Annotated in this window: 9 protein-coding genes, 10 tRNA genes and 3 rRNA genes; 2 read left to right on the top strand and 20 right to left on the bottom strand. The window is 54.0% G+C overall.

Annotation, left to right across the window (positions count from 1 at the left end):
- Positions 1-124 precede the first annotated feature (124 nt).
- A complete protein-coding gene (locus tag FMM01_RS00290; protein ID WP_150391369.1) occupies positions 125-886 on the bottom strand; it encodes a MurR/RpiR family transcriptional regulator in 762 nt (253 codons plus the stop codon).
- Between the two features lie 101 nt (positions 887-987).
- Here FMM01_RS00290 and FMM01_RS00285 point away from each other — a divergent pair, with 101 nt between their 5' ends.
- Complete coding sequence (locus FMM01_RS00285; RefSeq protein WP_190973414.1) at positions 988-1,344, top strand: prepilin peptidase; 357 nt, start codon at positions 988-990, stop codon at positions 1,342-1,344.
- Between the two features lie 87 nt (positions 1,345-1,431).
- Positions 1,432-1,638, top strand: coding sequence for a hypothetical protein (locus tag FMM01_RS00280; RefSeq protein ID WP_150391367.1), 207 nt, complete (start codon positions 1,432-1,434; stop codon positions 1,636-1,638).
- Between the two features lie 290 nt (positions 1,639-1,928).
- Here FMM01_RS00280 and rpoC read toward each other — a convergent pair whose 3' ends face one another.
- The 19 genes from rpoC to FMM01_RS00185 form a co-directional block, all read right to left on the bottom strand.
- Positions 1,929-5,660, bottom strand: coding sequence for a DNA-directed RNA polymerase subunit beta' (gene rpoC / locus FMM01_RS00275; protein ID WP_150391366.1), 3,732 nt, complete (start codon positions 5,658-5,660; stop codon positions 1,929-1,931).
- Between the two features lie 11 nt (positions 5,661-5,671).
- A complete protein-coding gene (gene rpoB / locus FMM01_RS00270; RefSeq protein ID WP_027829001.1) occupies positions 5,672-9,295 on the bottom strand; it encodes a DNA-directed RNA polymerase subunit beta in 3,624 nt (1,207 codons plus the stop codon).
- A 226-nt stretch (positions 9,296-9,521) separates the two neighbouring features.
- On the bottom strand, positions 9,522-9,965 hold the full coding sequence (locus FMM01_RS00265; protein ID WP_146995290.1) for a GNAT family N-acetyltransferase: 444 nt from the start codon (positions 9,963-9,965) through the stop codon (positions 9,522-9,524).
- A gap of 15 nt (positions 9,966-9,980) precedes the next feature.
- On the bottom strand, positions 9,981-11,252 hold the full coding sequence (locus FMM01_RS00260; RefSeq protein ID WP_150391365.1) for a peptidase U32 family protein: 1,272 nt from the start codon (positions 11,250-11,252) through the stop codon (positions 9,981-9,983).
- Positions 11,253-12,176 carry a peptidase U32 family protein gene (locus FMM01_RS00255; protein ID WP_150391364.1) on the bottom strand — a complete coding sequence of 308 codons (924 nt, stop codon included), beginning with the start codon at positions 12,174-12,176 and terminating at the stop codon, positions 11,253-11,255.
- 96 nt (positions 12,177-12,272) lie between these two features.
- On the bottom strand, positions 12,273-14,780 hold the full coding sequence (locus FMM01_RS00250) for an ATP-dependent Clp protease ATP-binding subunit (RefSeq protein ID WP_150391363.1): 2,508 nt from the start codon (positions 14,778-14,780) through the stop codon (positions 12,273-12,275).
- Between the two features lie 355 nt (positions 14,781-15,135).
- Positions 15,136-15,209, bottom strand: a tRNA-Pro gene (locus FMM01_RS00245).
- Between the two features lie 8 nt (positions 15,210-15,217).
- Positions 15,218-15,289: transfer RNA gene (locus tag FMM01_RS00240), tRNA-Gly, on the bottom strand.
- A gap of 22 nt (positions 15,290-15,311) precedes the next feature.
- Positions 15,312-15,385 (bottom strand) — tRNA-Pro (locus FMM01_RS00235).
- A 4-nt stretch (positions 15,386-15,389) separates the two neighbouring features.
- Positions 15,390-15,463: transfer RNA gene (locus FMM01_RS00230), tRNA-Arg, on the bottom strand.
- A gap of 27 nt (positions 15,464-15,490) precedes the next feature.
- Positions 15,491-15,576 (bottom strand) — tRNA-Leu (locus FMM01_RS00225).
- Between the two features lie 16 nt (positions 15,577-15,592).
- Positions 15,593-15,664, bottom strand: a tRNA-Gly gene (locus FMM01_RS00220).
- A gap of 9 nt (positions 15,665-15,673) precedes the next feature.
- Positions 15,674-15,746, bottom strand: a tRNA-Thr gene (locus tag FMM01_RS00215).
- Positions 15,747-15,757: 11 nt separating this feature from the next.
- Positions 15,758-15,840 (bottom strand) — tRNA-Leu (locus tag FMM01_RS00210).
- 11 nt (positions 15,841-15,851) lie between these two features.
- Positions 15,852-15,924: transfer RNA gene (locus FMM01_RS00205), tRNA-Lys, on the bottom strand.
- A gap of 2 nt (positions 15,925-15,926) precedes the next feature.
- Positions 15,927-15,999: transfer RNA gene (locus tag FMM01_RS00200), tRNA-Val, on the bottom strand.
- Positions 16,000-16,004: 5 nt separating this feature from the next.
- Positions 16,005-16,121 (bottom strand): 5S ribosomal RNA (rrf, locus tag FMM01_RS00195).
- Positions 16,122-16,222: 101 nt separating this feature from the next.
- A 23S ribosomal RNA gene (locus FMM01_RS00190) occupies positions 16,223-19,141 on the bottom strand.
- 238 nt (positions 19,142-19,379) lie between these two features.
- Positions 19,380-20,951, bottom strand: a 16S ribosomal RNA gene (locus tag FMM01_RS00185).
- Together the 16S, 23S and 5S rRNA genes with 10 tRNA genes alongside form the textbook arrangement of a ribosomal RNA operon.
- Between the last annotated feature and the right edge of the window lie 392 nt (positions 20,952-21,343).

Below are 21,343 nucleotides of genomic sequence, written 5' to 3'. Positions count from 1 at the left end.
GCTTCAAGCGCCGTCACAGCTAGCTACGCCTTCGGCTTCGCACTTGCTGCGCGTCGCCAGCCCATTTTGCCGCAGCTTGCGGAGCATTAGCACGGGTATCAAAGACCAATCTTTCAACCACACCCTACTCCGACTTTTCTTCCTCCCCCATCCGCAACTTCTCCAACCGGTGCCCCAGCAATTCCAGCAAATACACCACCGGTACCTGAGTCGTATTATTCAGCGACCCATTCTTGATTTCCGGCATATAGTAGGCGATGACCAAGTCCGACAAATGGGCCAGCGTCGAATTCGTCCGGTTCGTCACCGCAATGATCTGCGCATCCGTCCGCCGGATCTGGGTGACCATGTCCAGCACTTCCTTAGTCTCGCCGGACACCGACAGAATCAAAAACACCGTGTGCTTCAGAATCGTCGGATCATCGGCTAACGGCTGGAAAGGATCAACAATGGGCAGCGTCAGCTTGCCGGTATTGGCAATAAACCGGGCACCATATTGCGCCAGATAACCGCTGCTGCCGATACCGAACGTATAGATCTGGTTGGCCGCCGCCAGCCATTTCACCGCTTGGTCCAGCAAATCGGTGAAGTCCCGGGAATTCACCTTTCTGAAAAAATCAGCCAACGGGACTGTAATATCATATTGTTCCGGATGACCCTGATGCTCTTGGTTCAACCGATCTTGTTTCAATGAGAACTTCAATTCTGCGAATCCGGCATAGCCCATTTTAGTCGCAAACCGCAGGATCGTAGTCGTAGAAACGTGAGACTCGCTGGCCAGCTCGCGAATCGTCATTTTTTCCACCGCATCCCGATGTTTCATAATGTAGGCGTACACATCCGTCTCCAAACCATTCAGTGCCTGTACCTTGTCATAGGGAAACATTCATCCGCCGTCCTTTCGGAAAACCTTGATATATCCAGAATACAGCAGGATCAGCGCAACATACAACTCACCTTGCGTAATGTATGAGTGAGGTGAGCAAAATGATGATGATCTTTGGCGGTTTAACGGGAGCGTGTTGGGCGTCTTTTCTCTTATGCCAAGCATGGCGCAGTACGCAAAACGGGCCGCAGCCGGCTCGGTCGTACTGCCCAGCCTGCCGCGGCCCGATCGCGGGCTACGATAATATTCCGATACTCAGTTTCTTGATCCTGCGCGGCCGCTGCCGGCAGTGCCGAGCAGCAATTGATCCGCTGGGGTGGTACGGCGAAATTGCGGGCCTGGTGGGCGGCAGTCTAGTCATCCGCCAACCGCCCAGCGTCATTGCCTTCGCAGTGCTGCTCAGCATCCTTGCCGCCAGTGATCTCTACCGGTACAGCTTCACCGACGGCTGGTTCTGAATCGGCGCCGCGGTCTGCCTAGCCTGCGCCTGGCAAACCCTCCACTGGCTCCCCGCCGCTCTCATCTTCGCCGCTGGTATCTTACCCGTGTACTACCGCAAACTTGGTGACGGTGATTGGGAAATCATCGCTCTCGCCGCCCTGCTTTTCGGCCTAACCCAAGTGCTGCTCTGGCTACTCGTCGCCAGCGGTTTGGGGATTGTCTTGATTCTGCTACGGCGGGGCAACCAACACCAGCCACTGCCTTTTTTACCGGTCCTGTTTATCTCCTTGCTAGTACTGATCAGTCGCTAACAGATGGTAAATTTAGCAGGCTCTCTAGTGCCAATGCGTAGCAAGCGGAGGCGGATGGGGCTCAGCCATGGGAACAACACGGCGGCTTTGCCGCCGATGTTGTTAGGCGATTTTGAGACCGCGAAGCGGGCTCAAAACGCCGTCATGGCTAGCTACGCCTTCGGCTTCGCACTTGCTGCGTGTCGCCAGCCCCCTCCGCCGCAGCTTGCGGAGCATTGGCACGGCGGTGCTAGACGGACGAAAAAAGCACGTCACCAATTTGCGATGACGTGCTTTCTCCCAAAAACCTATTACTTATCCGAATCCTTAGGCTTCGTCGCCGTCTTCGTCGCCGAAATCGACGGATCATCGTCCGGTGCAGTGCCATCGGCAGCCGTACCATCACTGGCCGACTGACGCTTCATCTGCGCCTCGATATCGGAAATGGAATAAACACTCTCCGGCTTCTCGCCGACAGTCTTCGGTTCCATCTCGCGGTACTTCGCCATCCCGGTACCAGCCGGAATGATCTTCCCGATGATGACGTTCTCCTTCAACCCGATCAACGGGTCGTTCTTGCCCCGGATCGATGCGTCGGTCAATACCCGAGTCGTTTCCTGGAAGGACGCAGCAGACAAGAAGCTGTTGGTCTCCAGGGCAGCCTTGGTGATCCCGAGCAGTACCGGCCGCGCAGTGGCGGGGATACTCCCCTTGATCAGGGTTTGCCGGTTCTGTTCGCCGAAATCAGCAATATCGAGCAAGGTACCCGGCAGAATGTCGGTGTCGCCCGGATCCATGACCCGCACCTTCTGGAGCATCTGGCGGATCATGACTTCGATATGCTTATCGCTGATATCCACACCCTGCATCCGGTATACCTTCTGGACTTCATCCAGCAGGTAGTTCTCGGTAGTCAGCGCATCGCGGACCTTGATCAGTTCCTTCGGGTCGATCGAACCAACGGTCAGCTTGTCGCCACGATGGACGTGGTCGCCTTCCTTGACCGTGACACTGGACGCATAAGGCACACTGTAAGTCCGGGTATCGGTCTTCCCTTCCACGGTGATCTCCCGGGTATGTTCAGCCGGGTTCTCATCAATGGCCGTGATCTCACCGGTGACTTCAGTAATGACCGACAGACCTTTAGGATTCCGCGCTTCAACAATTTCTTGCACACGGGGAAGCCCTTGGGTAATATCTTCGCCGCCGGCAACACCGCCGGTATGGAAGTTCCGCATGGTCAGCTGGGTACCAGGTTCGCCGATGGACTGCGCAGCAACTGTACCGACTGCTTCGCCGACTTCGACTTCTTCACCAGTAGCCAAGTTCCGGCCATAGCAGCGACGGCAGACACCATGCTGCGTGTTGCAGGTGAAGACGGAACGAATCGTGACACTTTCAACACCAGCGTCAACGATCTTTTCAGCCAGGTCTTCGTCGATCAGGGTATTCTTCGGGGCGATGACTTCGCCCGTCTTAGGATCCATGACCGCCTTCATCGTGAACCGGCCGAAGATCCGGTCGTGGAGCGGTTCAATCATTTCGTTACCTTCACGAATGGCCGAAACCTTCACACCGCGATCCGTACCACAGTCCTCTTCACGGACAATGACGTCTTGGGCCACGTCGACCAGCCGCCGGGTCAAATACCCGGAGTTGGCGGTCTTCAAGGCCGTATCGGTCATACCCTTCCGGGCACCGTGAGTGGACATGAACATTTCCATGACGGACAAGCCTTCACGGAAGTTCGAGGTAACCGGAACTTCCATCATCCCGCCGTTCGGCGCGGCCATCAGGCCCCGCATCCCAGCCAGCTGAGTGAAGTTAGAAATGTTACCCCGGGCACCGGAATCACTCATCATGGAGATGGGGTTCGCCGGATCGAAACTATCGATCAAGCGTTGTTGAATGGTGTCCTTGGCTTCATTCCAGATGCTGATGATCCGGTTATGGCGTTCCTCGTCGGTAATCAAGCCCCGCCGGAACTGCTTGGAAACCGTCGCTACCTTCTTGTGGGCATCGTCAACGATTTCCTGCTTATCAGCCAATTCCGGTACATCGGCGATCCCGACTGTGATCCCAGACAACGTGGAGATGGTGTAACCCAAAGTCTTCATGTCATCCAACAATTCGCTGGTCCGTTGTACCTTATAGATCTTGAATACTTGGGCAATGATATCGCTCAGGTAGCCCTTCTTAAACGGCTGAATCAATTCTGCGTTATCCAAATAATCATGGATATCTTGCCCCGCCTTCAGGAAGTACTTATCGGGTACCCCGTTGGTCAGGTTCTCAGTCGTCGGCTCGTTCAAATAAGGGAAGTCATCGGGCAGAATCTCGTTGAAGAGAATCTTGCCGATGCTGGTCACCAGGATCTGGTGGCGCTGGGCGTCCGTGAACGGCTTCTGCTTCAAACCGTCAATCGCTAACCCAACCCGAGTGTGGTAATGAACCTTGCCGGTACGATAAGCCATAACGGCTTCATTCGTATCCTTGAAGATCATCCCTTCACCACGGCGGCCCTTATCTTCCAGCGTCAGGTAGTAGTTCCCCAATACGACGTCCTGAGACGGCGTAACGATGGGCTTGCCATCCTTAGGAGCCAAAATATGGTGGGCAGCCATCATCAGCATCCGCGCTTCAGCTTGGGCTTCATCAGACAGCGGTACGTGGATCGCCATCTGATCCCCATCGAAGTCGGCGTTGTAGGCTTCACAAGCAAGGGGATGGAGACGAATGGATTTACCATCAACCAGTACCGGCTCAAAGGCTTGGATCCCCAAACGGTGCAATGTCGGGGCCCGGTTCAACAGAACCGGCCGCTCCTTGATCACATCTTCGAGGACGTCCCAGACATCGTCGTTTTGCCGTTCGATTTGGCGCTTGGCGTTCTTGATGTTGGAGGCCAAGTTGCGCTTGACCAGTTCCCGCATGACATAGGGCTTGAATAATTCCAAGGCCATTTCCCGGGGTACCCCGCACTGATAGAACTTCAGTGTCGGGCCGACATCGATAACGGACCGGCCAGAGTAGTCAACCCGCTTGCCCAGCAAGTTCTGCCGGAACCGGCCCTGCTTACCCTTCAGCATATGTGACAGGGACTTGAGCGGACGGTTACCCGGACCAGTCACTGGCCGACCGCGCCGGCCATTATCGATCAGCGCGTCAACGGCTTCTTGGAGCATCCGCTTTTCGTTTTGGACGATAATGTTCGGAGCATGCAGGTCAAGCAGGCGCTTCAACCGATTATTACGGTTGATGACCCGGCGATACAGATCATTCAAGTCAGAGGTGGCAAACCGGCCGCCTTCGAGTTGAACCATCGGCCGCAGATCCGGCGGGATCACTGGAATGACATCCATCACCATCCATTCCGGCTTGTTGCCGGATTCCAGGAAGGCATCCAGAATGTCCAACCGGCGGATCGAGCGGGTCCGCTTTTGGCCAGAAGCCGTCTTGAGCTCTTCCTTAAGTTCAACGACTTCCTTTTGTAAATCAACATCGCGCAACAGTTCCTTGACGGCTTCTGCACCCATCCTGGCGTTGAAGCTGTCGCCGAATTGTTCACGCTTCTCGCGGTATTCTCGTTCTGTAAGCAGCTGCTTCTTTTCCAGATCAGAATCACCAGGATCGATGACGACGTAGGAAGCGAAGTAGATGATTTCTTCCAGTGCCCGAGGGGACATGTCGAGTACCAAGCCCATCCGAGAAGGGATGCCCTTGAAGTACCAGATGTGGGAAACAGGAGCGGCCAATTCAATATGGCCCATGCGTTCCCGGCGAACCTTGGAGCGGGTCACTTCGACGCCGCACCGGTCGCAGACAATGCCCTTATACCGAATCCGCTTGTACTTGCCGCAGGCACATTCCCAGTCCTTGGTCGGACCGAAAATACGCTCGTCGAACAAGCCATCGCGCTCGGGCTTCAACGTCCGGTAGTTGATGGTTTCCGGCTTCTTAACTTCTCCGTAAGACCACGAACGGATCTTATCCGGAGACGCCAAGCCGATTTGCATGCTTTCAAATTTATTGACGTCTATCAATGCGTGCCCTCCTACTTGTTGTCGTTGGTACTATCCTTCGCAGCTGGTGCACTCTTGCCATCAGTCGCAGCGGCGGTTGCTTTCGCAGCATCCTCTTCGGCCTTCTTGGCTTCCTGCTCCGCAGCGTATTTGGACAGTGCATCGACGTTCAGTACGTCATCATCGTCATCGTCCATGTCCCGCAGCTCGATTTCGTTCTTGTGACTGTCCAGGACCTTCATATCCAGACCCAGAGCTTGCAATTCCTTAACCAGTACCCGGAAGGATTCCGGTACCCCCGGCTTAGGAATCGGGTCGCCCTTCACGATGGCTTCATAGGTCTTGACCCGGCCCACGACATCATCGGACTTGTAAGTCAGGATTTCTTGCAGGGTATAAGCTGCCCCGTAAGCTTCCAAAGCCCAAACTTCCATTTCCCCGAAACGCTGACCACCGAACTGAGCTTTACCACCCAGCGGCTGCTGCGTCACTAAGGAGTACGGTCCGATGGAACGGGCATGGATCTTATCATCAACCATGTGGGCCAGTTTGAGGTAATACATCACCCCAACGGCGATCCGGTTATCAAACGGTTCACCCGTACGGCCATCGTAAAGGATGGACTTGGCGTCAGACGCCATGCCGGCCTCTTTGACCGTTGCCCACAGATCTTCATCCCGCACACCATCGAATACTGGTGTGGCCACATGAATGCCTAAGTTCCGAGCGGCCATGCCCAGGTGCAATTCCAGCACCTGACCAATGTTCATCCGGGACGGCACACCCATGGGGTTCAACAGAATGTCAACCGGGGTACCATCAGGCAAGTACGGCATGTCTTCTTCAGGAACAACGATGGACACTGTCCCCTTGTTACCATGCCGGCCGGCCATCTTATCGCCGACTTGGATCTTCCGCTTCTGAGCGATATAAACCCGCACCAGCATATTCACACCAGGGGACAGCTCATCGCCGGCCTCCCGGGTGAAGATCTTGACGTCTTGGATAATACCGCCGCCGCCATGGGGTACCTTCAAGGATGTATCCCGCACTTCACGGGCCTTTTCCCCAAAGATGGCATGGAGCAAGCGATCTTCCGCGGACAGTTCGGTCATTCCCTTGGGGGTGACCTTGCCGACTAAGATATCGCCGTCGCGGACTTCGGCACCGATCCGGACGATCCCGAATTCGTCCAAGTCCTTCAGCGCGTCTTCACCGACGTTGGGAATTTCACGGGTGATTTCTTCCGGTCCCAGTTTGGTGTCCCGCGCTTCGGATTCATATTCTTCAATATGGATCGAAGTGTAGACATCATCCTTAACCAGCCGTTCGCTCAAGACAACCGCGTCTTCGTAGTTGTACATGTTCCAAGTCATGAAGGCAATCAGCGGGTTTTGGCCTAAGGCTAACTCGCCGTTCTCCATGGCCGGCCCATCGGCGATCACTTCGCGGTCGTCGATCTTGTCGCCCTTGCGGACGATTGGCCGCTGGTTGTAGCTCTTACCAGAATTAGACCGGCGGAACTTCGTCAATTTGTACTTATCCAGGGCCCCGTCTTCGCGGCGGACCCGGATTTCCTTGGCATCAACGAATTCGACCGTACCGGCATGTTCAGCCAGCATCGCGGTCCCCGAGTCATGGGCGGCCACATATTCCATCCCGGTACCGACTAACGGCGCGTGGGGATTGATCAGCGGCACAGCCTGCCGCTGCATGTTGGCACCCATCAGGGCCCGGTTGGAGTCATCGTTTTCCAAGAATGGAATACACGCGGAAGCGACAGAGACAACCTGCTTGGGTGAAACGTCCATGTAGTCGACGTTGTCCGGGCTGGTTTCAATGTTGTCATCCTTGTGCCGGGCCAAAACCGTCTTGTCCCGGAAAGAACCGTCATCGTTCAAGACCGAGTTGGCCTGGGCAACGATGTAGTTATCTTCTTCGTCGGCGGTCAAGTAGTCGATCTTATCGGTCACCTTGTGGGTTTCCCAAGAAACCCGACGGTATGGGCTTTCGATAAAGCCATACTTGTTCACCCGGGCATACGTGGCCAGGTTGTTGATCAAGCCGATGTTCGGGCCTTCAGGGGTTTCAATGGGACACATCCGGCCGTAATGCGTATAGTGGACATCCCGCACTTCGTAACCGGCCCGATCCCGGGTCAAACCACCCGGTCCAAGGGCGGACAAACGCCGCTTGTGGGTCAATTCGGCTAAGGGGTTGTTCTGGTCCATGAACTGGGACAGTTGGGAGGACCCGAAGAATTCCTTAACAGCCGCAACGACCGGCCGAATGTTGATCAATTGCTGGGGGGTCACGGTATTAGCGTCTTGAATCGACATCCGTTCCCGCACGACCCGCTCCATCCGGGCTAACCCGATACGGAACTGGTTCTGGAGCAATTCGCCCACGGAACGAATCCGCCGGTTGCCCAAGTGGTCGATATCATCCGTCGTGCCAATGCCTTCTTGCAGATTTAAGAAGTAGTTGACGGAGGAGAAAATGTCAGCCGGGGTCACGTGCTTGGTCTTAGGATCAATATGACCGTTGCCGATCATGTTAACTTCCCGTTCCGGATCCGTCTTGGAATAAACCTTGACGATTTGGAGGACCATCGGATCAGTCACAACGCCGTCTTCAGAGGGCGTATACGTGATCGTCTTGAAGTCATCCCGATCCAGATAGGGCGCCAATTTGGCCATAACCTTGCGATCGATCAAGTCGCCCTTATTGGCAATGACTTCGCCAGTATCCGGATCAGCCAAGGTTTCAGCCAGGGTTTGGTCCAGCAGGCGGGTCTTCAGGTTTAATTTCTTATTGAACTTGTACCGGCCAACGGCTGCTGTATCGTAGCGCTTGGGATCAAAGAAGCGAGCATACAGCAGGGACCGGGAACTGTCGGCTGTCTTCGGTTCGCCGGGGCGCAACCGTTCATAGACATCCTTCAAGGCCTCATCGACCCGCGGATCTTCTGTATTCTTGTGAATATCCTTTTCCAGCGTCAGCATCAGGGATTCAGAATCACCGAGAATGTCGATGATGTCGGAATCAGAGCCGAAGCCCAGGGCCCGCAGCAATACCGTGATGGGCAGCTTCCGGGTGCGATCGATGCGGACGTAAGCAATATCCTTGGCGTCTGTCTCGTATTCGAGCCAAGCCCCGCGGTTGGGGATCACTGTGGTGCCCCATGTCGTCCGTGAGTTCTTGTCGACTTGTGAATTGAAATAAACGCCGGGAGAACGCACCAACTGGGAAACGATCACTCGCTCCGCCCCGTTGATGATGAATGTCCCCTGCTCGGTCATTAACGGGAAGTCACCGAAGAAGACATCCTGGGATTTAATTTCCCCGGTGTCGTGGTTGGTGAGCCGTAATGTAACGTGCAGCGGTGCAGAGTAATTGGCATCGTGCTGGCGTGCTTCTTCTACCGTATACTTGGGTTCCAGCAGCTTGTATCCTTGATACTCCAAGGATAACTTGCCTTGGAAATCGTCGATGGGCATAATGTCATCGAACATTTCCTTCAAGCCTTCGTCCAAGAACCATTGATAAGAATTCGATTGAATTTCGATCAGGTTAGGCAGATCCAGTACTTCCTTGATGCGCGCATAACTTCTGCGGGTGCGGTGTTTACCATATTTCACTAAATGACCTGACAAATGATTCACCCCTCATAAGTTGTGACCCGAGCCGGCAGCGTAAATTGTTAAGATTTTGTTAAGATCGCTGGTTTGTTCGGTTTTTGGGCAAAATAAAGGTCAAAAACAGTCCAGCTACCTGGTTGTTTTTGACCACTATTTTGCAAGTCCCGGACAATAGATCGCGACTCGCTTTTCCGACTCATAGACATATACTTTTAAAAGTATACTCCGTAAATTCTAAAAGTCAACCCACCCACTGCATCGTCAATTCTGCTTCACCGGTGGCGTCGTCCACCTGCCGGGCAATGGTGGTAAATTGCTGCTGGGCGTAGAACTGATAGGCGGGCTGATTCTTGACATAGACGTGCAGTGTGATACGCCGATGGTGCTGCTGCAGATAGCGGATCAGCGCGGTGCCGACACCATGCTGCCGGCTGGCCTGATCCACGAAGAGCCCAGCCAGCTCATTACCCTGCATCCCGGCAAAGCCAAGGATCCGGCCTTGGTCGTCCACCGCGACAGTCACTTCGGCATCCGGCAGGGCTGCCAGCAGTGCGGCCTGATTCTTCTCCCAATATTCACTGGGAATGAAGTGATGGGCCTGCTGGTTGCCGGCCAGCCAGATCTCACCCAACCGTTTCAGCTGGCTGGGCGTTAGATTGTTTATTGTATGCACTGTGACCATCATTGTCGACCTTTCTGCTCACGCATGTTGAACAGCCTTCCGCTGGTGCGGCCGGCGTACCCGCTGACCACGGAGAAAATCACCAGGCCGGACGGGATGCGGACAATGGAACGTGACGATCTGCATGGCGTGGGGTGCGCGATCAATGGCGTTGCCGTCTTCATCGAACAAATCCTGCAGCGTCATCGCATAGTGAGTGAACCCAGGACCATAAAATTCAATGGGGTCGCCGATTCCAAAGTTGTTCCGCTGCTGAACCGTCACCGTCTGGGTGGCTGCATCGTAAGCCTGAACTTCGCCAATGAAGCGGTACTGCGGCCGTTCCCGCCCTTCGTCGAAAAGCTCATCCTGTTCCGTCGGGGTACCATAGTAAAAGCCAGTGGACATACCGCGCTGGGCAACTTTCCACAGGTCATCCACCCAAGCCGGATCCGTATGGTAATGTGCCGGATCGCGCATGTATGCATCCACTGCCGCGGAATAAACATTGGCCACCGTCGAGACGTAATGCACTGTCTTCATCCGCCCCTCAATTTTCAATGAATCCACGCCAGCATCGATCAAGTCCGGAATATGGTCGATCATGGCCATATCCACCGCACTCATGGAGAAGGCTTCTTTCTTCCCGTCTGGACCGACACTAGTCAGGTCGTTTTTCTGACCGAGCTGAGGCATGTCAAATATATCGTACTTCCAGCGGCAGTTCTGGGCACAACCGCCCCGGTTGGCATCCCGCAGCCCCATATGATTGGACAGCACACAGCGGCCGGAGTAGCCGATGCACATCGCCCCATGGATGAAGGCTTCGATCTGGATGTCCGTGTGCCGGCGCATTTCTTTGATTTCTTCAATCCCGACTTCCCGAGCCAAGACGACCCGTTCCAAGCCCTCATCCTGCCAGAAATTCAAGGTTTCCCAGTTGCAGGAAGACGCCTGGGTAGATAGATGAATTGCTAAGCCTGGGGCGGCCAGGACACAAGTCTGGATCAATGCTGGGTCGGAAACGATCACAGCGTCAACACCGGTTTCCTGCACATGCTGGAAGAATTCCTCAGCCCCGGGCAAGTTACCCTCGTGGGCGACGATGTTGGCCGCCACATAGACCTTGGCGTGGCGAGCATGGGCATACTCGACACCTGCCCGCATCTGGTCAAAGGAGAAATTCCCCGCCCGCGTCCGCAAGCCATAGGCGTCGCCGCCGATATAGACCGCGTCGGCCCCGTAGTCAATGGCCACCTGTAATTTTTCTAACGTCCCGGCTGGGGCAAGTACTTCTGGTCTTTTTATCATTTATTGCACCTCGTTTGGATCAATATCAAAGAATCCAGTATCCGTTGCGCGATTGGCGGGCGTGTTGTCCGCAATCACGTGCTGGCCGTCCGCGGCCAGATCTGCCGTCCATGTCCCCACCGCCAGCGCATCCCGGGCGTGAACGAACGCCGCCGCAATTTGGGCAAACTGCTGGCCGGGCACGAACAATCCATCCAGCTTCCAGTACTGGATGCCCAAATCGTGGACCCTGGTCAGCGCCGGCATCAGGTTCACATCATTCGTGGCAAAGACATGAGTACCATTGATGTCCTCATAGATCGAGTAATGGGTCTCCGGCTTATGCGGCGCGGAAATGAACAGACCGCGCTGACGGTCGGACCGTTCCTGGTGCTGTTTCACGAAAGAAAAATAGTTATCCACCAGCGGCCGGCCGGATTGATGAATCACACTGGCGCCATAGACCAGATAAGACACCGGAATATCGACATGCTGCATGAGCGGCACCAGCTCACCATAAGGCACTTCCGGTGCGACTTGCGCCGCCACCGCCCCATGCCGGCCCCAGAAGTTGATCTGGCGGGAACTGGTCACCAAATCAGCGCCGTCATAGAGATACGGCAGCGGAAACCGGTTGGTTTGCAGCACATGGATCGCCCCAGGGTCGCCGATGCTGACCATGTCCACGTGCAAGTCGGTGAGAAATTGGAGGTAGTCGGCTACTTTAACGATGCGATCGTTATGAAAAATAGCGTTGACCGCCACCATGATTTTCTTTCCGGCTTGGTGCGCCAGCTGGACCAGGGCCGGTAATTCATCCCGGCCAAAACTGTGCGGGAGGCGCAAGCCGAATTCGTCCTCCCCGGCATATAGCCAATCCACCCCAGCATTCAGCAAGTGCTGAGCCTGTTCCAGGGATTCCGTTGTCGCTATGATCTCTGCCACGTTGTGACCATCCTTCCATTGAAAGCAATGGTTTTATTGTAGCACGAAAGAAGCACCAGACAACCGCAGAGGTGGTCTGGTGCTTCTTGGTATGCATTATGCTTTAACGGTTTCTTTCGGAGCAGCCGGTTTCTTCTGGTGATCGTGGGGGTGCTTCACCGTAACAGTGATCTTCCCCTTGCGCGCACCGATCGTAATGTGATCGCCGGCCTTGATCTCGCCGCTGAGCAGCATCTCGCTGACGCTGTCCTCAACTTGCCGTTGCAGGGCCCGGCGAATCGGCCGAGCACCGTAATCTGGATCGAAGCCCTTAGCCGCGACGACATCAAGGGCGGAAGTGGTCATCTTGACCGACACATCCTGTTCCTCAAGCCGCTGCAGAACCTGCTTGGACATGATCCGGACGATCTTGCGCAGTTGTTCCTTATCCAATGGATGGAAGACAACCACTTCGTCGATCCGGTTGATGAATTCCGGACGGAAGAACTGCTTCAACGCATCCAGAATCTTGCCCCGCATATCGCTGTAATCTTGCCCCTTATCTTGAACACCGAAGCCCACAGACTTGTCGTCGCGGACAGCGGTGGCACCCAGGTTGGAGGTCATGATCAGAATGGTGTTGCGGAAATCGACCCGACGGCCCTTGGCATCCGTCAAATAACCGTCATCCAGGACTTGCAGCAGAATGTTGAAGACATCTGGATGGGCCTTTTCCACTTCATCGAAGAGGACGACCGAATACGGCTTGTTGCGAACCTTTTCGGTCAATTGACCGCCCTCGTCGTAGCCGACGTAACCCGGAGGCGAACCGATGAGCCGCGAGGTGGTGTATTGTTCCTGGTACTCAGACATGTCGACCCGAATGAGGTTATCCTCAGAGCCGAACATTGCCTCAGCCAGGGCCTTAGCCAGCTCGGTCTTGCCGACACCGGTGGGGCCGAGGAACATGAACGAGCCGATGGGCCGGCTGGGGTCCTTCAAACCGCTGCGGGCCCGGCGAATGGCCCGGGCAACCGCGGAGACAGCTTCGTCCTGGCCAACGACCCGTTTGTGGAGAATGCTTTCCAGGTTCACCAGCCGTTCGCTTTCGCTCTTTTGCAGCTGGGTCAGCGGCACGCCAGTCCATTCTGAAACGACCTGAGCAACATCCTCGCCAGTGACTTGGATGTCGGTCCGAATACCGGACGTATCGTCCTTGGCCTCGGTAGCTTCCAGCTGAGACTTCAAGCTCATTTCGTCTTCCCGATAGTTGGCGGCCGTTTCAAAGTCTTGGTTCTCAATAGCCGCTTCCTTCTTGCTGATCAGGTCGCGAATCTTGTCCTGCAGCTTATCTTCCGGGGATTTCTTGTCGGCGGAATCCAAGCGGACCTTCGCGGCAGATTCATCCACCAGATCGATGGCCTTATCCGGCAGGAAACGGTTCGTGATGTAGCGATTCGATAGGACAACGGCTTCGTGCAAGGCCTCATCACTGATGGTGATCCCGTGATGCTGCTCATAACGCGGGCGCAGGCCTTTCAAAATCTGTTCGGTTTCCTCCGGGGTCGGCTCGTCGATCTGTACCGTGGCAAACCGCCGCTCCAACGCGGAATCTTTTTCAATATACTTCTGATATTCATCCAGTGTGGTGGCCCCGACCAATTGGAGCTCACCCCGGGCTAGCGCCGGCTTCAAAATATTGCTGGCATCAATCGCCCCTTCGGCACCACCGGCGCCGATCAAGGTATGCAGTTCATCAATGAAGAGAATGACGTTGCCATCCCGGTAAATTTCATCAATGACTTTCTTCAATCGGTCTTCAAACTCGCCCCGATACTTGGTACCGGCCACCAAAGACCCCATATCCAGCATCATCAGGCGCTTGTTGGCCATGTCCTCAGGAACCTTGCCGTCAACAATACGTTGGGCCAAGCCTTCAGCGATGGCGGTTTTACCCACCCCTGGCTCACCCACCAGGACGGGATTGTTCTTGGTGCGGCGGGACAGAATCTGAATGACCCGGCGGACTTCCTTTTCCCGGCCAACAACCGGATCCATTCCGTTCTCGCGCGCGAGTTGGGTCAGATCCCGGGCTAAGCCATCCAAGGTCGGCGTGCCCTGAGGATTGCCTGCAGCACTGCGCCGATCCGTCGGCCGCTTGCTGCCAGTATCCCGGACACCCATTTTCTTCAATAATACCTGGCGCGTCTTTGACAGGCTCAGACCAAGATTAGTCAGAATCCGTGCAGCCAGAATGTCATCCTCATGGAGAATCCCCAGCAGCATGTGTTCCGTCCCAATCTTGCTGGCGCCTAAGCGCTTTGCCTCGTCACCGGCGTAGGAAAGAATCTGCTTCGCCTTTGGTGAATAGGGCAAGTAACTTGTCTCATCGGGCTGATCAGAAGCAGAAGTCGCCCCGAAGCCCGTGAAGCGTTCAATTTCTTCTTTCACGTCGTCCGGACTGATGGTCAGCTGCCGCAAGGTTTTGCCGGCCACTCCGTCCGTCTCCAGCACCAGTGCCAACAGCAAGTGCTCCGTCCCCACTGCATGGTGGTGGAAGTAGCGGGCTTGCTGTTGGGCAAGGGCTAACACGTTACGGGAGCTATTCGTAAATAAGTTGTCCAATTGACTCTGCTCCTTTCGTAGTCGCAAAGTGATTCAGGTGCTTAAAAATGAGAGGATCACGATGTCGCTATCAATACGATGTGAATTACATTATACATAGGCTGGCGACAGATGCAACCCCACCAGGAAATTTCTGGACTTTTCGTCCATTTCTTTTGTGGGCTGGCTCATCGTCGTTTTCTCATTGAAAACGGCTCATGGTAATCCTCGATACACCTTCTAGTCTAAACAAGGGAGCGAACGTTGTCTATCTTTTTGCGCCAGTCCGGTGGATCGGCCCATAATAAACAACGACTGTGCTTTGTTATATGCCAAAAACAGACCGAAGTCAAAGACTTCGATCTGTCATTAGTAATCGGGAAAACAGGATTTGAACCTGCGACCCCTACGTCCCGAACGTAGTGCTCTACCAAGCTGAGCTACTTCCCGATAGGAAAAGCGGAAGACGAGATTCGAACTCGCGACCCCCACCATGGCAAGGTGATGTTCTACCACTGAACTACTTCCGCATATTGAATTGTCAGACCCAAATCGGGAAGACAGGATTCGAACCTGCGACCCCTACGACCCTAACGTAGTGCTCTACCAAGCTGAGCTACTTCCCGAACATGCACCCAGTAGGAGTCGAACCTACAACCTTCTGATTCGTAGTCAGACACTCTATCCAGTTGCGCTATGGGTGCGTATTTAATTTGTGTACTTCATTGTAATGCCGAGGACGGGAATCGAACCCGTACGGTGATCACTCACCGCGGGATTTTAAGTCCCGTGCGTCTGCCAGTTCCGCCACCCCGGCATAAACTTTACAACGAAGCGGAAGACGAGATTCGAACTCGCGACCCCCACCATGGCAAGGTGATGTTCTACCACTGAACTACTTCCGCAAACTAAAGTGCCGACTAGACGATTCGAACGCCCGACCCTCTGATTACAAATCAGATGCTCTACCAACTGAGCTAAGTCGGCAGATTGACGCATGCGGGTAAAGGGACTTGAACCCATACGTCCAAAGGACACTAGAACCTAAATCTAGCGCGTCTGCCAATTCCGCCATACCCGCGACATGGTCAATGAGTCGTGACAGTCTCGAACTGTCGACCCTCTGATTAAAAGTCAGATGCTCTACCAACTGAGCTAACGACTCAATGGAGGCTACAGGGCTCGAACCTGTGACCCTCTGCTTGTAAGGCAGACGCTCTCCCAGCTGAGCTAAGCCTCCATTAAGAACAGCAGCGTCCTACCCTCGCAGGCAGTTTCCCACCAACTACTATCGGCGCTGAGAAGCTTGACTTCTGTGTTCGGCATGGGAACAGGTAGTTCCTTCTCGCTATCGCCACTGTACTTAAATTTGAGAGTTTGTTCTCTCAAAACTGGACATCATGAAGTGTCTTTCTTCGAATCACCAGTGTGACTCTTTGAGGTGCGTACCTTCCGGTACGCTCTTGGTTAAGTCCTCGACCGATTAGTACTGGTCCGCTCCACCCCTCACGGGGCTGCTACTCCCAGCCTATCTACCTGATCATCTCTCAGGGGTCTTACTTCCTTAAAGGAATGGGAAATCTCATCTCGAAGGGGGCTTCACACTTAGATGCTTTCAGCGCTTATCCCTGCCATACATAGCTACCCAGCTCTGCGCCTGGCGGCACAACTGGTACACCAGCGGTATGTCCACCCCGGTCCTCTCGTACTAAGGGCAGCTCTTCTCAAATTTCCTACGCCCGCGACGGATAGGGACCGAACTGTCTCACGACGTTCTGAACCCAGCTCGCGTACCGCTTTAATGGGCGAACAGCCCAACCCTTGGGACCAACTTCAGCCCCAGGATGCGATGAGCCGACATCGAGGTGCCAAACCTCCCCGTCGATGTGGACTCTTGGGGGAGATAAGCCTGTTATCCCCAGGGTAGCTTTTGTCCGTTGAGCGATGGCCTTTCCATACAGAACCACCGGATCACTAAGCCCGACTTTCGTCCCTGCTCGACCTGTCTGTCTCGCAGTCAAGCTCCCTTATGCCTTTACACTCTGTGAATGATTTCCAACCATCCTGAGGGAACCTTTGGGCGCCTCCGTTACACTTTAGGAGGCGACCGCCCCAGTCAAACTGCCTGCCTGACACTGTCTCCCGCCACGCTGAGTGGCGCGGGTTAGAGTGGCCGCACTGCAAGGGTAGTATCCCACCAATGCCTCCACCGAGACTAGCGTCCCGGTTTCTACGGCTCCTACCTATCCTGTACATGCGGTACAGACACTCAATATCAAGCTACAGTAAAGCTCCATGGGGTCTTTCCGTCCTGTCGCGGGTAACCCGCATCTTCACGGGTAATATAATTTCACCGAGTCCCTCGTTGAGACAGTGCCCAAATCATTACACCTTTCGTGCGGGTCGGAACTTACCCGACAAGGAATTTCGCTACCTTAGGACCGTTATAGTTACGGCCGCCGTTTACTGGGGCTTCAATTCTCTGCTTCGCTTACGCTAACAGATCCTCTTAACCTTCCAGCACCGGGCAGGTGTCAGCCCCTATACGTCATCTTTCGATTTAGCAGAGACCTGTGTTTTTGATAAACAGTTGTTTGGGCCTATTCACTGCGGCTGACCTTCCGGTCAGCACCCCTTCTTCCGAAGTTACGGGGTTATTTTGCCGAGTTCCTTAACGAGGGTTCTCTCGCGCGCCTGAGGATACTCTCCTCGACTACCTGTGTCGGTTTGCGGTACGGGCGATCTGTTACTCACTAGAAACTTTTCTCGGCAGTGTGACATCAGGTGCTTCGCTACTTAATTTCGCTCCCCATCACACCTTGTCCTTAGGAACAAGCATTTGACTCGCTCCCAGACTCAGTGCTTGGACACGCTTTTCCAGCTGCGTGCTCACCTTAGCCTCCTGCGTCCTTCCTTCGCTCAAACATAACAGATCGGTACAGGAATCTCCACCTGTTGGCCATCGATTACGCCTTTCGGCCTCATCTTAGGTCCCGACTAACCCTGGGCGGACGAACCTTCCCCAGGAAACCTTAGTCTTGCGGCGGGCAGGATTCTCACCTGCCTTTTCGTTACTCATGCCGGCATTCTCACTTCTAAGCGCTCCAGCAGTCTTCACAGTCTGCCTTCACCGCCCTTAGAACGCTCTCCTATCGCACGACCTTGCGGTCGCACCCACAGTTTCGGTACCATGCTTAGCCCCGGTACATTTTCGGCGCAGAGTCACTCGACTAGTGAGCTATTACGCACTCTTTAAATGGTGGCTGCTTCTGAGCCAACATCCTAGTTGTCTGTGCAACTTCACATCCTTTTCCACTTAGCATGGATTTAGGGACCTTAACTGGTGATCTGGGCTGTTCCCCTTTCGACTACGGATCTTATCACTCGCAGTCTGACTCCCGGAAACAAATATCTGGCATTCGGAGTTTATCTGCATTCAGTATCCCGAGACGGGACCATCATCCAAACAGTGCTCTACCTCCAGTATCCGCTTTTCCGAGGCTAGCCCTAAAGCTATTTCGGAGAGAACCAGCTATCTCCAAGTTCGATTGGAATTTCACCGCTACCCACAACTCATCCCCTCATTTTTCAACATAAGTGGGTTCGGTCCTCCAGTGCGTTTTACCGCACCTTCAACCTGGTCATGGGTAGGTCACTTGGTTTCGGGTCTACATCAGCTAACTCACTTGCCCTATTCAGACTCGCTTTCGCTCCGGCTCCGGCTTTTCTGCCTTAACCTCGCTAGCTAACGTAACTCGCCGGTTCATTCTACAAAAGGCACGCCATTACCCATTAACGGGCTTTGACTACTTGTAGGCACACGGTTTCAGGTACTGTTTCACTCCCCTTCCGGGGTGCTTTTCACCTTTCCCTCACGGTACTGGTTCGCTATCGGTCACTAGGGAGTATTTAGCCTTGGGAGATGGTCCTCCCAGATTCCGACGGAATTTCACGTGTTCCGCCGTACTCAGGATCCCGATTGGAGAGAAGCAACTTTCGGCTACGGGGCTGTCACCCGCTCTGGCCGGCCTTCCCAGGCCGTTCGCCTAATTCCTTCTTTTATCACTCACTACATCGGTCCTACAACCCCAGCATGCAAGCACGCTGGTTTGGGCTCTTTCCTGTTCGCTCGCCGCTACTTGGGAAATCGAAATTTCTTTCTCTTCCTGTGGCTACTGAGATGTTTCAGTTCACCACGTCTGCCGATCAGCCGCTATGTATTCACGACTGATCAACCACCTTCTCAGATGGCTGGGTTCCCCCATTCGGAAATCTTCGGATCAAAGCTTACGTGCAGCTCCCCGAAGCATATCGGTGTTTGTCCCGTCCTTCATCGGCTCCTAGTGCCAAGGCATCCGCCGTGCGCCCTTCTTCACTTAACCTAAGTGAAACGCTGTAAACAGCGCTTGATTCGGCGGACTTAGTCCGCCTGAACTCAAAAAAATCACAGTGGTGTTTCTCGGTGTGGTCAGCTCTGACGAGCTGACCTTCACTTCATGATATCCAGTTTTCAAAGAACAAACAAAATCTTGAGAGGCAGGCCTCTCAAAACTGAACAAAGTTTTGACTGTATCGGCTTCCGTTGCCTGTGACCGGGGGGTCACAGGACTTTTTCCTTAGAAAGGAGGTGATCCAGCCGCAGGTTCTCCTACGGCTACCTTGTTACGACTTCACCCTAATCATTTGTCCCACCTTAGACGGCTGACTCCTTGCGGTTGTCTCACCGGCTTTGGGTGTTACAAACTCTCATGGTGTGACGGGCGGTGTGTACAAGGCCCGGGAACGTATTCACCGCGGCGTGCTGATCCGCGATTACTAGCGATTCCAGCTTCATGCAGGCGAGTTGCAGCCTGCAATCCGAACTGAGGATGGTTTTTAGAGATTCGCTTGACCTCGCGGTCTCGCTGCTCGTTGTACCACCCATTGTAGCACGTGTGTAGCCCAGGTCATAAGGGGCATGATGATTTGACGTCATCCCCGCCTTCCTCCGGTTTGTCACCGGCAGTCTGACCAGAGTGCCCAACTGAATGCTGGCAACTGATCATAAGGGTTGCGCTCGTTGCGGGACTTAACCCAACATCTCACGACACGAGCTGACGACAACCATGCACCACCTGTCATTCTGTCCCCGAAGGGAACAGCTGATCTCTCAGCCTGGCAGAAGATGTCAAGACCTGGTAAGGTTCTTCGCGTTGCTTCGAATTAAACCACATGCTCCACCGCTTGTGCGGGCCCCCGTCAATTCCTTTGAGTTTCAACCTTGCGGTCGTACTCCCCAGGCGGAATACTTAATGCGTTAGCTGCAGCACTGAAGGGCGGAAACCCTCCAACACTTAGTATTCATCGTTTACGGCGTGGACTACCAGGGTATCTAATCCTGTTTGCTACCCACGCTTTCGAGCCTCAGCGTCAGTTACAGACCAGAGAGCCGCCTTCGCCACTGGTGTTCTTCCATATATCTACGCATTTCACCGCTACACATGGAGTTCCACTCTCCTCTTCTGCACTCAAGTCTCCCAGTTTCCGATGCCCTTCTTCGGTTAAGCCGAAGGCTTTCACATCAGACTTAAAAGACCGCCTGCACTCGCTTTACGCCCAATAAATCCGGACAACGCTTGCCACCTACGTATTACCGCGGCTGCTGGCACGTAGTTAGCCGTGACTTTCTGATTGAATACCGTCACTGCATGACCAGTTACTGTCATACACGTTCTTCTTCAATAACAGAGTTTTACGACCCGAAAGCCTTCTTCACTCACGCGGCGTTGCTCCATCAGACTTGCGTCCATTGTGGAAGATTCCCTACTGCTGCCTCCCGTAGGAGTTTGGGCCGTGTCTCAGTCCCAATGTGGCCGATTACCCTCTCAGGTCGGCTACGTATCATTGCTTTGGTAGGCCGTTACCCCACCAACTGGCTAATACGCCGCGGGTCCATCCTTCAGTGATAGCTTGCGCCATCTTTTACCCGAAGACCATGCGGTCTCCGTGGTTATACGGTATTAGCATCTGTTTCCAAATGTTATCCCCTGCTGAAGGGCAGGTTACCCACGTGTTACTCACCCGTCCGCCACTCGGTTTGATCGGTAATTGGTGATGCAAGCACCACCGCAAACTGACCAAACCTCGTTCGACTTGCATGTATTAGGCACGCCGCCAGCGTTCGTCCTGAGCCAGGATCAAACTCTCATTTAAAAGTTTGCGGCTCAATAAATTTACTTGCTTGCGAAATTGACATTCGCAAATGTTGCCTCAGCCGAAGCTGAGTACCGATACATTTGCGGGATTGCTTATCTTCCCGAAGGAAGATATGTGATTCGTTCGTCAAAACTTTGTTCAGTTTTCAAAGGCCTGCGTTGCTGTTGCTTTCGTAAAAACGCAACTTTGATAATATATCATGTTGTCTCGGCTGTGTCAACAAGCAATTTTTGAAAACCGCTAGCTGACAACCTTTGTAACGCCTCCGCATCACATGACTTAACTATATTACCAACGACTTGGATAAAAAGCAAGTATGGATTTTTAAGCTAAATTCATAACGAAATATACAATTTGCGCCATTAAAGTTCGTTATTTAATCAATCTGT

Origin of the sequence: Schleiferilactobacillus harbinensis, from assembly GCF_008694105.1 — a bacterium.
Taxonomy (GTDB): Bacteria; Bacillota; Bacilli; order Lactobacillales; family Lactobacillaceae; genus Schleiferilactobacillus; species Schleiferilactobacillus harbinensis.
Note: the sequence above shows the minus strand (reverse complement) of the source record. Positions and strands in the feature narration are given on the sequence as shown.